The 14,647-nt window shown below is 72.1% G+C and carries 10 protein-coding genes; 4 read left to right on the plus strand and 6 right to left on the minus strand.

Annotated features, from left to right (window positions below):
• Positions 1 to 33: 33 nt before the first annotated feature.
• Positions 34 to 423, minus strand: coding sequence for an Rv3235 family protein (locus CP980_RS20635; protein WP_132754809.1), 390 nt, complete (start codon positions 421 to 423; stop codon positions 34 to 36).
• A 359-nt stretch (positions 424 to 782) separates the two neighbouring features.
• Here CP980_RS20635 and CP980_RS20640 point away from each other — a divergent pair, with 359 nt between their 5' ends.
• From CP980_RS20640 to CP980_RS20650, 3 genes are all read left to right on the plus strand, one after another.
• Complete coding sequence (locus CP980_RS20640; protein WP_150528789.1) at positions 783 to 1,283, plus strand: DUF6912 family protein; 501 nt, start codon at positions 783 to 785, stop codon at positions 1,281 to 1,283.
• Positions 1,280 to 1,975: an HAD family hydrolase gene (locus CP980_RS20645; protein WP_229907051.1), complete on the plus strand. Its 696-nt coding sequence runs from the start codon at positions 1,280 to 1,282 to the stop codon at positions 1,973 to 1,975. The genes CP980_RS20640 and CP980_RS20645 overlap by 4 nt, the downstream gene beginning before the upstream one ends.
• A 353-nt stretch (positions 1,976 to 2,328) precedes the next feature.
• Positions 2,329 to 7,296 (plus strand): NAD-glutamate dehydrogenase, encoded by a 4,968-nt coding sequence (locus CP980_RS20650; protein WP_099891938.1) that lies wholly within the window; start codon positions 2,329 to 2,331, stop codon positions 7,294 to 7,296.
• A 72-nt stretch (positions 7,297 to 7,368) separates the two neighbouring features.
• Here the strand turns inward: CP980_RS20650 and CP980_RS20655 are convergent, their stop codons facing one another.
• Positions 7,369 to 8,112 carry an ABC transporter ATP-binding protein gene (locus CP980_RS20655; RefSeq protein WP_132755999.1) on the minus strand — a complete coding sequence of 248 codons (744 nt, stop codon included), beginning with the start codon at positions 8,110 to 8,112 and terminating at the stop codon, positions 7,369 to 7,371.
• A 91-nt stretch (positions 8,113 to 8,203) separates the two neighbouring features.
• Entirely contained in the window at positions 8,204 to 9,121 is a 918-nt protein-coding gene (locus CP980_RS20660) for an ABC transporter permease (RefSeq protein WP_132754813.1), read from the minus strand.
• Positions 9,122 to 9,279: 158 nt separating this feature from the next.
• On the opposite strand from CP980_RS20660, the gene CP980_RS20665 reads away from it, so the two are divergent.
• Positions 9,280 to 9,927 carry a TetR/AcrR family transcriptional regulator gene (locus CP980_RS20665; RefSeq protein ID WP_150528790.1) on the plus strand — a complete coding sequence of 216 codons (648 nt, stop codon included), beginning with the start codon at positions 9,280 to 9,282 and terminating at the stop codon, positions 9,925 to 9,927.
• Positions 9,928 to 9,964: 37 nt separating this feature from the next.
• On the opposite strand, the gene CP980_RS20670 is transcribed toward CP980_RS20665, so the two are convergent.
• The 3 genes from CP980_RS20670 to CP980_RS20680 all read right to left on the minus strand — a co-directional run bounded on the left by CP980_RS20670 (position 9,965) and on the right by CP980_RS20680 (position 14,617).
• Positions 9,965 to 12,214 carry a bifunctional glycosyltransferase/CDP-glycerol:glycerophosphate glycerophosphotransferase gene (locus CP980_RS20670; protein ID WP_150528791.1) on the minus strand — a complete coding sequence of 750 codons (2,250 nt, stop codon included), beginning with the start codon at positions 12,212 to 12,214 and terminating at the stop codon, positions 9,965 to 9,967.
• A gap of 175 nt (positions 12,215 to 12,389) precedes the next feature.
• On the minus strand, positions 12,390 to 13,301 hold the full coding sequence (locus tag CP980_RS20675; protein WP_132754819.1) for a carbohydrate ABC transporter permease: 912 nt from the start codon (positions 13,299 to 13,301) through the stop codon (positions 12,390 to 12,392).
• Positions 13,298 to 14,617: a carbohydrate ABC transporter permease gene (locus tag CP980_RS20680; protein WP_189998567.1), complete on the minus strand. Its 1,320-nt coding sequence runs from the start codon at positions 14,615 to 14,617 to the stop codon at positions 13,298 to 13,300. The genes CP980_RS20675 and CP980_RS20680 overlap by 4 nt, the downstream gene beginning before the upstream one ends.
• Between the last annotated feature and the right edge of the window lie 30 nt (positions 14,618 to 14,647).

The following is a 14,647-nucleotide window of genomic DNA, read 5'->3' on the forward strand; positions in this document are numbered from 1 at the left end:
CCGCAGCCTGGTGGACCGGTCGGTAGGGCCCGCTCACGGGAGGGGGCTCATCTCGATGGCCGCGCAGCGCCAGCGGAGGTCGGGGCCCTGTTCGAGGCGGAAGGCCATCGCCGAGACGCGGTCGCCGGTCGTGATGCGGGCGAAGGCCTCGATGACCCCCGGGCCGGGGTGGAAGCGGCCGCACCGGTGCAGGACCGGGCGCAGCCGGTCGCGCAGCGGGCCGGCGGGGGCCAGGGTGACCAGCTGGTCGTAGGCCTGGCCGACGGTGTGGCCCAGCAGCGAGTGGACCGGCCGCTGGCCGCTGACCACCGCCAGCAGTCGCTCGGCGAACCAGTCGTGCGGGCCGCGCGGGGTGCGGGGGCCGTGGGGGCGGCGCTGGTCGTGGCGGCCGGGGGGCCGGGTGGTGTTCCTGGTCCTGGTCATGGCGGTCGTCCCCGAGAAGTCCGGGCCCGGAGCGGTACCGGGCGGTAACTTGTTAGGGGACTTCTACGGTCCGTGACCGCCCTGCGCAACGACGCCCGCGGGGCCCGGACGGGCCGGGCCGGTTCACCTATCCGGGTGGGCGCCGCGCCGCCCCGGGCCGGTCCCGGTAGCGGTGGGGGCGTGCGGTGGACGGAGTCCGGCCGCGGCCCGGCACCCCGAAGGGGGACCCCGCCCGTCACCCACTGCGGTCCGGTGCGCCCTTCCGGAGCCGGAAGGGGCCGGCACAGCGGGGAGGTCGCGGCGACCGGTGGGGTCGGTCGTATCCTGGGGGCGTTTCCGACTACCGAAAGCAGCCGGCCATGCGCGTGTACGTCCCCCTGACCCTCCCCGGTCTCGCCGAGGCGCACAAGGCGGGTGAGCTGGGCCCCGCCCCGCTGCGGGCGTACGCCGTCACCCCCGGCCTGCGCGAGTGGTACGTGTCGGACGACATCGAGGAGCTGGAGTACGCGGCCCTCGGGCGGGCCTCCGCCGCGTCCCTGCGCCTGCTCGCCGAGGACGAGGGCGCCCCGCGCAAGCGCGTCGTCGTCGCCGTGGACGTGGACGACAAGGCCGCCGCCGCGACCCCCGGCGTCGACGAGGCCACGCTCGGCCAGGTGACCCTGGCCGCGGCCGTACGGCTCTCGGTGGCCGCCGCCGTGCACGTGGACGCCGATGACGCCCTGGGCGACGTGACGGCCGCCGCCGCTGCCCTGGAGGCCGCGGACGGCGGGGACGACGACGCGCGGTTCACCGTGGACGGCGCCGAGGACCACGAGCTGCTGTGGTTCGGCGTGCAGGAGATCCCGGGGCTGCTGAAGTGAGCATTCCCGTCACCTCCGGGGTCCCCTCAGCCCCTTCCGTCCACATAGTCTGGGACTGGAACGGCACCCTCCTGCACGACATCGACGCCGTCATCGCCGCCACCAACGCCTCCTTCGCCGAGTTCGGCTTCGCGCCGATCACGCTGGAGCGCTACCGCGAGCTGTACGTCGTACCGGTGCCGAAGTTCTACGAGCGGCTGATGGGCAGGCTGCCCACCGAGGCCGAGTGGGAGGTCATGGACGCGACGTTCCACCGCTACTACTGGGCCGCGGCCGACAGCGCCGGGCTCACCGAGGGAGCCCGCGAGCTCCTGCGGGACTGGCAGGCGGACGGGCGCACGCAGTCCCTGCTGTCCCTCGCCCCCCACGACAGGCTCGTACCCCTCGTGCAGGCCCATGGCATCGAGCGCCACTTCCTGCGCGTCGACGGTCGGATCGGCCCCTCGCACACCAGCAAGGCCGGGCATCTCGTACGCCACATGGCGGCCCTGGAGCAGACGGGGGTGACCGCCGCCCGTACGGTTCTGGTGGGCGATGCCGTCGACGACGCCCTGGCGGCCAGGCACATCGGTGCGAAGGCGATCCTCTACACGGGCGGTTCGCACAGCCGGCGCAGTCTGGAATCGGCAGGGGTCGAGGTCGTCGACACCCTGGCAGAGGCCGTATCCGCTGCTCGCCGACTGGCCGAATAAATACGCCCTGAATATGCCCCCGTCACTGCGCACATCGTCAAAGTTCGAGACCTGCTTTTGTACAGATCCAGTGCGTGACGGACAGGGGGTCAGGCGAGATAGCCTGGTACCCGTGATCAGCGCGATAGTCATCGGAGGCGCCGCAGCCTCCGGCCTGCGCCCGGCGCACGACCGTGCCCGGGCCTTCGCTGATCCCTGCCACCGGGAGCCCGGGCCGATCATGGCCAGTTCCCTCCCGGTCGGCTCTCTCCACGGCGCAGCGCCGATTCCCAGCGGTCACCCCGCATCACGGCGCCGCGCCATTCCTTCCTTCACCTACGTCACGCAATGGCGCGCGACAGGAGCCAGAGGACATGCAGACCAAGCTGGACGAAGCAAAGGCCGAGCTGCTCGCGCGGGCGGCCCGGGTAGCTGAGCACAGCCCGGCCGGGGGGCTACTTCCGACTGGGTCCGAGCAGGGGGAGCGTCCCGATCAGGACACCACTCTCGCCTACCTCCAGCGCTACTACCTGCACACCGCCCCAGAGGACCTCCTGGACCGGGACCCGGTCGACGTGTTCGGTGCGGCCCTCTCCCACTACCGTCTCGCCGAGACCCGGCCGCAGGGCACCGCGAACGTGCGCGTGCACACCCCGACGGTCGAGGAGAACGGGTGGACCTCCAGCCACTCCGTCGTCGAGGTCGTCACCGACGACATGCCCTTCCTCGTGGACTCCGTCACCAACGAGCTGTCCCGCCAGAACCGCGGCATCCACGTCGTGATCCACCCCCAGGTCGTCGTCCGCCGTGACGTCACCGGCAAGCTGATCGAGATCCTCGGCCCCGACTGCGACGCGCACGGCCCCAAGACCGCGCGCCCCCACGACTCCCTCGTCGAGTCCTGGATCCACGTCGAGACCGACCGCGAGACCGACCGCGCCGACCTCAAGCAGATCACCGACGACCTGCGCCGCGTCCTGTCCGACGTCCGCGAGTCCGTCGAGGACTGGGAGAAGATGCGCGACGCCGCGCTGCGCATCGCCGACGACCTCCCGGACGAGCCGACCGCCCCCGACCTGCGCGAGTACGAGCTCGAAGAGGCCCGCGAGCTGCTGCGCTGGCTCGCCGACGACCACTTCACCTTCCTCGGCTACCGCGAGTACAACCTCGTCGACGGCGACGCCCTGTCCGCCGTGCCCGGCACCGGCCTCGGCATCCTGCGCTCCGACCCGCACCACAGCGGCCAGGAGGACGACCACCCCGTCTCGCCGTCCTTCAACCGGCTGCCGGCCGACGCCCGCGCCAAGGCCCGCGAGCACCGCCTGCTGGTGCTGACCAAGGCCAACAGCCGCGCCACCGTGCACCGCCCGTCCTACCTCGACTACGTCGGCGTCAAGAAGTTCGACGCCGAGGGCAACGTCGTCGGCGAGCGCCGCTTCCTCGGCCTGTTCTCCTCGGCCGCGTACACCGAGTCGGTGCGCCGCGTCCCGGTCATCCGCCGCAAGGTCGCCGAGGTCCTCGACGGCGCCGGCTTCTCGCCGAACAGCCACGACGGCCGCGACCTGCTCCAGATCCTGGAGACCTACCCGCGCGACGAGCTGTTCCAGACCCCGGTCGACAAGCTCCGCGAGATCGCCACCTCCGTCCTGTACCTCCAGGAGCGCCGCCGGCTGCGGCTGTACCTGCGCCAGGACGAGTACGGCCGCTACTACTCGGCGCTCGTCTACCTGCCGCGCGACCGCTACACCACCGGCGTGCGGCTGCGCCTGATCTCGATCCTCCAGGAGGAGCTCGACGGCAGCAGCGTCGACTTCACCGCCTGGAACACCGAGTCGATCCTGGCCCGCATCCACTTCGTCATCCGCGTTCCGCAGGGCAAGGAGCTGCCCGTCCTGACGGACGCCGACGTCGAGCGCATCGAGGCCCGCCTCGTCGAGGCCGCCCGCTCCTGGGCCGACGGCTTCGCCGACGCCCTGGTCGCCGAGGTGGGCGAGGAGCGCGCCGCCGAGCTGCTGCGCAAGTACGGCACCTCCTTCCCCGAGGGCTACAAGGCCGACCACAAGCCGCGCGCGGCCGTGGCCGACCTCTGCCACCTGGAGCGGCTCTCCGCCAGCGACCGGGAGTTCGCCCTCTCGCTGTACGAGCCGGTCGGCGCGGGCCCCGGCGAGCGCCGGTTCAAGATCTACCGCACCGGTGAGCAGGTCTCGCTGTCCGCGGTCCTGCCCGTGCTCCAGCGCCTGGGCGTCGAGGTCACCGACGAGCGCCCGTACGAGCTGCGCTGCAGCGACCGCACCAACGCGTGGATCTACGACTTCGGCCTGCGGATGCCGCTGCCCTCCGGCAACGGCGACGCCTACCTCGGCGACGACGCCCGCGAGCGCTTCCAGGACGCCTTCGCCGCGGTCTGGCAGGGCGACGCCGAGAACGACAACTTCAACACCCTGGTGCTGTCCGCGGGGCTCACCTGGCGCCAGGCCGTGGTGCTGCGCGCGTATGCCAAGTACCTGCGCCAGGCCGGCGTGAACTTCAGCCAGGACTACATGGAGGACACCCTCCGCAACAACGTCCACACCACCCGGCTGCTGGTCTCGCTCTTCGAGGCCCGGATGTCGCCCGGCCGCCAGTCCGCCGGCACCGAGCTCATCGACGCCATGCTGGAGGAGCTGGCCGGGGCCCTGGACCAGGTCGCCTCGCTCGACGAGGACCGGATCCTGCGGTCCTTCCTCACCCTGATCAACGCCACCCTGCGCACGAACTTCTTCCAGCTCAACGACGCGGGCGAGCAGCACTCCTACGTGTCGATGAAGTTCGACCCGCAGGCCATCCCGGAGCTCCCGGCGCCGCGTCCGGCGTACGAGATCTGGGTGTACTCCCCGCGCGTCGAGGGCGTCCACCTGCGCTTCGGCAAGGTCGCCCGAGGCGGTCTGCGCTGGTCCGACCGGCGCGAGGACTTCCGTACGGAGATCCTCGGCCTGGTCAAGGCGCAGATGGTCAAGAACACCGTCATCGTCCCGGTCGGCGCCAAGGGCGGCTTCGTCGCCAAGAACCTGCCGGACCCGTCGGTGGACCGCGACGCCTGGCTCGCCGAGGGCATCGCCTCGTACAAGATCTTCATCTCGGCGCTGCTCGACATCACCGACAACATGGTCGGCGGCGAGGTCGTGCCGCCCACCGGCGTGGTCCGCCACGACGAGGACGACACCTACCTCGTCGTCGCCGCCGACAAGGGCACCGCGACCTTCTCCGACATCGCCAACGGCGTCGCCGAGGCGTACGGCTTCTGGCTGGGCGACGCGTTCGCCTCGGGCGGCTCCGCCGGCTACGACCACAAGGGCATGGGCATCACCGCCCGCGGCGCCTGGGAGTCCGTCAAGCGGCACTTCCGCGAGCTGGGCCACGACACCCAGACCGAGGACTTCACGGTCGTCGGCGTCGGCGACATGTCCGGTGACGTGTTCGGCAACGGCATGCTGCTCTCCGAGCACATCCGCCTGGTCGCCGCCTTCGACCACCGGCACATCTTCATCGACCCGACCCCGGACGCGGCGACCTCGTACGCCGAGCGCCGGCGCCTGTTCGAGCTGCCGCGCTCCTCGTGGGCCGACTACAACGCCGAGCTGCTCTCCGCGGGCGGCGGCGTGCACCCGCGCAGCGCCAAGGCCATCCCGGTCAACGCGCAGATGCGCGCGGCCCTCGGCATCGAGCCGGGCGTCACCAAGATGACCCCCGCCGAGCTGATGCAGACCATCCTCCAGGCCCCCGTGGACCTGCTGTGGAACGGCGGCATCGGTACGTACGTCAAGGCGAGCTCCGAGACGCACACCGACGTCGGCGACAAGGCCAACGACGCCATCCGCGTCAACGGCGGGGACGTCCGGGCCAAGGTCATCGGCGAGGGCGGCAACCTGGGCCTGACCCAGCTCGGCCGTATCGAGTTCGCCCGGATCGGCGCCGGCGGCGAGGGCGGCAAGGTCAACACCGACGCCATCGACAACAGCGCGGGCGTGGACACCTCCGACCACGAGGTGAACATCAAGATCCTGCTGAACGCGGTCGTCGCGGACGGGGACATGACCGTCAAGCAGCGCAACAAGCTGCTGGCGGAGATGACCGACGAGGTCGGCCACCTGGTGCTGCGCAACAACTACGCGCAGAACACGGCCCTGGCCAACGGCACCGCGCAGGCCCCCAGCCTGCTCCACGCGCAGCAGCGCTTCATGCGCCGCCTGGAGGCGGCCGGCCGGCTGGACCGGGGCATCGAGTTCCTGCCCACGGACCGGCAGATCCGCGAGCTGCTGAGCGCCGGCAAGGGGCTGACCCAGCCGGAGCTGGCCGTCCTGTTCGCCTACACCAAGATCACGGTGGCGGACGAGCTCATCGCCACCGAGCTGCCGGACGACCCGTACCTGCGCCGCCTGCTGCACGCGTACTTCCCGGGCGCCCTGCGCGCGAAGTTCCCGGAGCAGATCGACGCGCACGCGCTGCGCCGCGAGATCATCACGACGCTGCTGGTCAACGACACCGTCAACACCGGTGGTTCGACCTTCCTGCACCGTCTGCGCGAGGAGTCCGGAGCCTCCACGGAGGAGATCGTGCGGGCGCAGCTCGCGGCCCGCGAGATCTTCGGCCTGGCCGGGGTGTGGGACGAGGTCGAGGCGCTCGACAACAAGGTCGCGGCCGACGTCCAGACCCGGGTGCGGCTGCACTCGCGCCGCCTGGTCGAGCGCGGCACCCGCTGGCTGCTGAACAACCGGCCGCAGCCGCTCCAGATCACCGAGACGATCGAGCTGTTCTCCGACCGGGTCGCCGAGGTCTGGGCCGAGCTGCCCAAGCTGGTGCGCGGCGCGGACCTGGAGTGGTACCAGTCGATCATGGACGAGCTGATCGGCGAGGGCGTCCCGGAGGAGCTGGCGGCCAAGGTCGCAGGGTTCTCCTCGGCCTTCCCGACGCTCGACATCGTCGCGATCGCGGACCGGACCGGCGTCAACCCGCTGGACGTGGCCGAGGTGTACTACGACCTCGCCGACCGCCTGCAGATCACCCAGCTGATGGACCGGATCATCGAGCTGCCGCGGGCCGACCGCTGGCAGTCGATGGCCCGCGCCTCCATCCGCGAGGACCTGTTCGCGGCGCACGCGGCGCTGACCGCCGACGTGCTGGCGGTGGGCAACGGCGACTCGACTCCCGAGGACCGCTTCAAGGCGTGGGAGGACAAGAACGCGGCGATCATCAGCCGGGCGCGGACGACCCTGGACGAGATCCGGGGTTCGGACGACTTCGACCTGGCGAACCTGTCGGTCGCGATGCGGACGATGCGTTCGCTGCTGAGGGCGCACGCGTAGTCCCCGCGGGGCGTGGACGCAAGGGCGGCCCGGGCTTCGGCCCGGGCCGCCCTTGCGCGTGTGCGCCCCCCGTCAGCGGCCCGAGGTGAACCGCTCGTACGCGTCGCAGACCTCGGCGGCGGGGCCGTCCATGCGCAGCACGCCGGACTCCAGCCAGATCGCCCGGTCGCAGGTCTCGCGGACCGTGCCGATGCTGTGGCTGACCAGGAAGACGGTGCCGGCCTGCTCGCGCAGCTCCTCGATGCGGGCCTGGCTGCGGCGCTGGAAGTTGGCGTCGCCGGTGGCCAGGGCCTCGTCGATCATGAGTACGTCGTGGTCCTTGGCGGCGGCGATGGAGAAGCGCAGCCGGGCGCCCATGCCGGAGGAGTACGTGCGCATGGGAAGGGAGATGAAGTCGCCCTTCTCGTTGATGCCGGAGAAGTCGACGATGCCCTGGTAGCGCTCGCGGACCTGCTGCTTGGACATGCCCATCGCGAGGCCGCCGAGGACCACGTTGCGCTCGCCGGTCAGGTCGTTCATCAGGGCCGCGTTCACGCCGAGGAGCGAGGGCTGGCCGTGGGAGTAGATCCTGCCCCGGGCCACGGGCTGGAGGCCGGCGATCGCGGCGAGCAGGGTGGACTTGCCGGAGCCGTTGGAGCCGATCAGGCCGATGGCCTCGCCCTTGTACGCGACGAAGGTGACGCCCTTGACGGCGTGGACCTCGCGCATGCCGGGGGCGGCCTTGCGGGAGAAGATCCGGCTGAGGGCGGCGGTGGCGCCGCCCTTGCGCGCGCCGGCGCCGTTCACCTTGTAGACGACGTGGACGTCGTCGGCGATGACGGTGGGGACGCGGGTGTCGTGGGGGTCGAAGGCGGCCGCGGCCGGTGCGGTCGCGGGTGCGGGGGTGCTTGCGGGTGCGGTCTTGGTGTCAGCCACGGCCGTAGTCCTCCTCAGCCTTCCAGAAGTAGATGAAGCCGCCGACGCCCGTGAGCAGGGCCCAGCCGAGGGCGATCGCCCACACGTGGTGCGGGAGCGCGTGCGCGGGGAAGCTGTCGATCAGCGAGTAGCGCATCAGGTCGATGTAGACGGCCGCCGGGTTGGTCTTGAGGACGACGGTGACCCAGTGCGCGAGGTGGTCCTTGCTGAGCATCGAGTCGATGGACCACATGACCCCGGACGAGTACATCCAGGTGCGCAGGATGAACGGCATCAGCTGGCTGATGTCCGGGCTCTTGCTGCCGATGCGGGCCATGACCATGGCGACGCCGGCGCAGAAGACGGCCATCAGGGCCAGGGTGGGCGCGGCCATCAGCCACTTCAGGGACGGGGTCTGGCCGAACGCGAGCAGCAGGAGGACCAGCGCGCCCATGGTGACGAGCAGCTGCTGGAAGAGCTGGACGACCGTGGACAGGGGCAGGCTGGCGCGGGGGAAGTGCAGGGCGCGGACCAGGCCGAGGTTGCTGTGGACCGAGCGGGTGGAGGCGTTGATGGAGCTGCCGATGAAGTCCCAGACGAAGACGCCGGTGATCAGGAACGGGACGTAGTCCGCCACGCCGTGGCTGGCGTTCATGATGACGCCGAAGATGAAGTAGTAGACGGCCGCGTTGAGCAGCGGGGTCACCAGGTGCCAGACCTGGCCCAGTCTGGCGGTGCTGTACGTGGCGTGCATCCGGGCGGTGGCGTACGCGGTCACGAAGTGACGCCGGCCCCAGAGCTGGCGCACGTAGCTCGTGAGCGGGGGGCGGGCGCCGCTGAGGGTCAGGCCGTGGGCCGCCGCCAGGTCGGCGAGCGTGGCCGGTGCCGTCGTCTTCGTCGCCGGCTGGGCGAGGTGGGTGGTCGCTGTCACGGAGGTCGCTTTCGACGGGGTCAGGGCGTCGGCAGGCTGGTCGCTGACGATGGAACGCGTCCGTATCGTCGCTACGGCGAGGTTAGGGCGCGGGGCGACGGAACGCAACCGTATCGTCGTGACGAGTGGGTGACGGCGTGCGCGGCTATGCTCGGTGCATGGATTCCACGGACCCCGCCACCACCCCTGCCACCGGCCCCGCTCCCGCCGCCGCCCGCCGGGCCCCCGCCGGGGCCGCCGTCCTGCGCGAGGACGTGACGGAGGCGATCCGGGCCGCGGTGCTGGAGGAGCTGGCCGCGGTCGGGTTCTCGCGGATGTCGATCGAGGGGATCGCGCGGCGGGCCGGGGTCGGCAAGACGGCCGTGTACCGGCGCTGGAAGTCGAAGCTGCACCTGGTGCTGGACCTGGTCGGCGCCTTCGCCGTGGACGGCCTGCCGGTGCCGGCCACCGGATCGCTGTACGGGGACGTACGGGCCCTGCTGGAGGTGATGTCGCACGTGCTGCGGCATCCGGTGGCCTCGGCCGTGATCCCGGACCTGCTGGTCGAGGCGGCGCGGAATCCGGAGATCGCGGACGCCGTGCGCGGCGCGCTGCTGGAGGGGGAGCGGCGGATGGCGGAGGGGATCGTGTCGGAGGCGGTGGCCCGCGGGGAGCTGGCCGAGGGCACGGATCCGGGGCGGGCGCTCGACCTGGCGATCGGGCCGCTCTACTGGCGGCAGGTGGTGGTGCGCGACGCCGTTCCGGCCGGGTATCTGGACGACCTGGCCCGGTCGGTGGTGGCGGGGCTGACCGCCGCGGCGGGCTGACTTTCCCGGCGGCCCGGCCGTCCCCGCCGCGCGGGGCCTACGGCCACAGGCTCGGGGTCAGGTGGGGTTCCTGGCCGAGGGGCGGGGCCGCGGGGGCGGGGGTGCGCTCCTCCAGCGGGGTGATCGGCGGCGTGGGCGCCGGCTCGTTCAGGAAGACCCGGCGGACCACCCGCTCCGCCGCGTGGCCGTCGTCGTACGAGCAGAAGCGGGAGCGGAACGCCGCGCGCAGCTGCGCCGAGCGTGAGCCCTGCCAGTGGCCCGTCGTGAAGATGTCCACCAGCTCGTCCTCCGTGCGGGCGATCGCCCCCGGTGGGCAGGTCCGCAGGTCGAAGTAGGTGCCGCGGGCGGCCTCGTACGCCTCCCAGTCGTCCGCGTGGATCACGATCGGCCGGTCCAGCGCCGCGTAGTCGAACATCAGCGACGAATAGTCCGTCACCAACGCGTCCGAGGCCAGGCAGAGTTCCTCCACCGACGGGTACCCGGAGACGTCGACCAGGCGCGGGTGGCGCACCGACGGGGCGGGCGCGTCCGCGTACGTCAGATGTGTACGGGCCAGGATCGTGAAGCGCGGGCCCAGGTCGCGCAGCACCCGCTCGAAGTCCAGGTGTTCGGGCCGGCTGCGCCGGTAGTCGCGGTGGGTCGGCGCGTACAGGACCGCCGTCGAGCCGAGCGGGATGCCGAGGCGCTCGCGCAGCGCCACCACGTCCTGCGAAGTGGCCCGGTGGAAGGCGTCGTTGCGCGGGTAGCCGTACTCCAGCGTCGTGTACGAGGACGGGATCGCCCTCTCCCACACCAGCGTGGAGTGGCGGTTCGCGGACAGCAGGTAGTCCCACTGGTCCGCGCCGCGCAGCAGCCCCGCGAAATCCGTCGTCGGCGTGGCGGCCGGCCGGTCCTGGAGGTCCAGGCCGACCCGCTTGAGCGGGGTGCCGTGCTGGGTCTGGAGCAGGACCTGCCCGGGCCGCTTGACCAGGGCGCGCTCGAAGTTGACGTTCGTGGTGAGGTACGTGGCCCTGGCCAGAGCCGTCCAGTACGCCGCCGAGCCGGGGCGGAGCACGGCGGTCTGCGCCGGGAGCGTCGCCGCGTGCTGCGGATCGCAGATCCACGCCGTCCGCATGCGGGGCGCGAGCTCGCGCAGCTTGGCCTCGATGGCCGCCGGATTGCAGGCGTAGCCGCCGTGCCAGTACGCGGAGAAGACCGCCAGCTCCGGGCGGAGCGGCAGCAGCCGCTGGCCGCGGTAGTGCAGCCGCAGCGCGCTCTCGCGCAGGCCCCGCCACAGCGAGACCCCCGCCCGCCCCGCCGCCAGCGCCGCCGAGCGCAGCGCCGACGCCGTGCGGTACGTACGGCGCACGCCGAGCCGCATCAGCAGGTGCCGGATCCGGTCGGTGCGCGCCAGGGACCGCGGAGGCGGGCCGGCGGCACGGTAGCGGCGCAGCAGCGCGGCCGCCCGGCGGAAGAACTCGGCCCGGCAGGCGCGCGGGAGGCGGCGCGGGTCGGCGTACAGGGCGCAGAAGTGCTCGGCCATCCGCCGGTGCACGGTGGGGCGCCAGCGCTCCAGCTCGGGGCGGGTGGCGAGGTAGCCGAAGACCCGGTCGTACTGGTCGAAGATGTCCAGGTGGCGGCGGGTGGTGGTGGTCAGGATGGAGCCGGTGCGGCGCTGGCGGTAGTGGACGCAGACCCGGTCCAGGACCGCGATGGACTCGGCGGCCAGCAGCGCCGGGTAGGTCCAGGGGGTGTCCTCGTAGAGGCCGGGCGGGAACTGGAGGCCCTCGCGCTCCACGTACTCCCGGCGGTACGCCTTGTTCCACACGACCATCAGCATGCCGAGCAGGGCCGGGCGGTCGGCGAGGCGGAAACTGGCCGGGCCCTCCTCCGACAGCCGGTGCGCGAGGCGGTTGCGCACCAGCTCACCGGTCCAGAAGGTGCGCGCGTAGTCGTAGACGAGGACGTCGGGGGAGCCGGTGTCCTTGAGCCGGTCGGTGACGGCCTGGAGGGCGCCGGGGGCGAGGGTGTCGTCGCCGTCGAGGAAGATCAGGTAGTCGCCCGTGGCCCGGGCCAGACCCGCGTTGCGGGCCGGACCCAGGCCGAGGTTGTGCGCCAGGTGCACGGCGGTCACCCGGGGGTCCCGGGCCGCGTACTCGTCGATGATCGAACCGCAGGCGTCCGGCGAGGCGTCGTCGACCGCGATCAGTTCCAGATCCGGGAACGACTGGGACAGGACCGAGTCCAGACTCTCCTGGAGGTACGCCTGAACCTTGTACGCGGGCACGATGACGCTGAACCGGGGCACGGCACATCCAGGGGTCGGCGCGGGCATGTTCCTCCCCCAGCCACCGCCGGGAGTACCCCCAAGCAACCCCGGCGTGGCGTTCGGGTTACGCAGCGTGTGGCATTCGGGTTACCCAGCGTCAACGCCGCACCTCAACGGGCGTGCGGCGGCCGGCCGTGCGCTACGTGACCGTGCGCTACTTGACCGCCCCGGCCATCACCCCCGTGACGAACTGCCGCTGGAAGGCGAAGAAGACGACCAGCGGGACGACCATCGACAGGAACGCGCCGGGCGCCAGCACGTCGATGTTGTTGCCGAACTGCCGTACCTGCTGCTGGAGGGCGACCGTGATCGGCGGGTTCGCCGAGTCCGCGAACACCAGCGCGACCAGCATGTCGTTCCACACCCACAGGAACTGGAAGATGCCGAGCGAGGCGATCGCCGGCCCGCCCAGCGGCAGCACCACCCGGGTGAACAGCCGCAGTTCGCCCGCCCCGTCGAGACGGGCCGCCTCCAGTAGCTCGCGCGGGATCTCCGCGAAGAAGTTGCGCAGCAGGAAGACGGCGAAGGGCAGCCCGAACGCGGTGTGGAACAGGACCACCCCCGCCGTGGTCTCGAACAGGCCGATGGCGCCGAAGAGTTCGGAGACCGGGATCAGCGCCACCTGTACGGGGACGACCAGCAGCCCGACCACGACCAGGAACAGCCAGTCCCGCCCCGGGAACTCCAGCCAGGCGAAGGCGTATCCGGCGAACGAGCCCAGCGCCACCACGAGCAGGGTCGCAGGGACCGCGATGGCCACGGTGCTGAGCAGGGCACCGGTGATGGTGTCGTTGGCCAGCAGCCGCTCGTAGTTGTCGGCCGTCAGCCGGGTCGGGGCCGTCAGCGCCTGCCACCAGCCGCCCTTGTTCAGGTCGGTGGGGGACAGGAACGAGGAGATCAGCAGCCCGAGCGTGGGCATCAGCCAGAACAGCGCGGCCAGCACCAGGAACACGCGGACGGCTCCGGCCGCGGCGCCCGCGGCCAGCCTGCCGGCCCGGGCACCGGAGCGCGGAGCGGGACGGGTACCGGCACGTGCCTCGGGGCGGGCCTGCGCGGCGGCGCTCATCGGGCCCCCTCCTTCCGCAGCCTGCGGATGTTGTAGAGCATGACCGGGAGGACCAGCACCAGCAGCAGCACGGCGATGGCGCTGCCCAGCCCCGGATCGGCGTCGGTGCCGAACGAGGTCCGGTACAGCTGGAGGGCCAGGACGTTCGCGTCGTCCTGCACCGAGCCCGGCGCGATCACGAAGACCAGGTCGAAGATCTTCATCACGTTGATGACGAGGGTGACGAGGACCACCACGAGCAGGGGCGCCAGCAGCGGCACGGTGACCCTGCGGAACACCTGCCACTCGTTCGCCCCGTCCACCCGCGCGGCCTCCAGCAGCTCCCGCGGTACGGCGGCCAGCCCGGCCCCGATCAGCACCATCGCGAACCCGGCCCACATCCAGACGTACGCACCGATGACGGCCGGGGTCACCAGCGTCGGGCCGAGCCACTCCACCCCCGCGTACGCCTCGCGGAAGTTCGACGCGGGCAGCCGCAGCAGGGCCCCGTCGGCCTTCGCGGACAGGGTGAAGGTGCCGTCGGCGCGGGCCGTCGCCGAGTCGACCACCCGGCCGTCCTTGACCGCCTCGACCCGGATCCCGGCCAGGCCCGACTCGGCGGGGTCGACCGCGTTGGTACGTCCGCCCCCGCCCCGGGTGAAGTCCTGCCAGACCGTCCCGGTGACCTTGCCCGGCTCGGCGGGCGCGGCCCGGGCCGTACGGGTCCCGCCGGGCAGGTCCTCCGGGGCCACGCCGACCAGCGGGAGCAGCACCGGCACGCCCGCCCGTACGGGATCACGGGTCGTGAAGCCGCCCGTGTCGGCCCCCGCGGCCGGGGCCAGCGGGGAGTCGCGCCCCGGGCGGGCCTTCGGGAAGGCCGAGGACTCCGCGAAGGTGTCGTGCACCCCGACCCAGACCGCGTTGGCGATGCCCCGGTCGGGGTCGTGGTCGTACACGAGCCGGAAGATGATGCCGGCCGCCAGCATCGAGATGGCCATCGGCATGAAAACGAGCAGCTTGAAGGCCGTGCCCCAGCGCACGCGTTCGGTCAGGACCGCGAAGATCAGGCCGAGGGCGGTGGCGGTGGTCGGCGCCAGCACCACCCACAGCGCCGTGTTCTTCAGGGCCGTGCGGATCGTGTCGTCGTGCAGGATCTCGCCGTAGTTGCCCCCGCCCACGAAGGTGTCACCGGAGCGGTCGAAGAAGCTGCGGTAGAGCGAGTAGCCGATCGGGTGCACGACGAGCGCGCCGAGCAGCACCAGGGCGGGCAGGAGGAACGCCGCCGCGACGAGGCGGCGGCGCCGGGTCTCCGCGGCCCGCGCGGACCTGGCCGGTATGGCCCCGGCGGGCGGGGCGGCCTCGGCCGC

Origin of the sequence: Streptomyces vinaceus (assembly GCF_008704935.1) — a bacterium.
In the GTDB taxonomy this organism is placed as follows: domain Bacteria; phylum Actinomycetota; class Actinomycetes; order Streptomycetales; family Streptomycetaceae; genus Streptomyces; species Streptomyces vinaceus.

Bases quoted from the DNA above. Each gene is read 5' to 3' on its own strand.
- CP980_RS20635 (WP_132754809.1), bottom strand. From the start codon at position 423: ATGACCAGGACCAGGAACACCACCCGGCCCCCCGGCCGCCACGACCAG.
- CP980_RS20640 (WP_150528789.1), top strand. From the start codon at position 783: ATGCGCGTGTACGTCCCCCTGACCCTCCCCGGTCTCGCCGAGGCGCAC.
- CP980_RS20650 (WP_099891938.1), top strand. From the start codon at position 2,329: ATGCAGACCAAGCTGGACGAAGCAAAGGCCGAGCTGCTCGCGCGGGCG.
- CP980_RS20665 (WP_150528790.1), top strand. From the start codon at position 9,280: ATGGATTCCACGGACCCCGCCACCACCCCTGCCACCGGCCCCGCTCCC.
- CP980_RS20675 (WP_132754819.1), bottom strand. From the start codon at position 13,301: ATGAGCGCCGCCGCGCAGGCCCGCCCCGAGGCACGTGCCGGTACCCGT.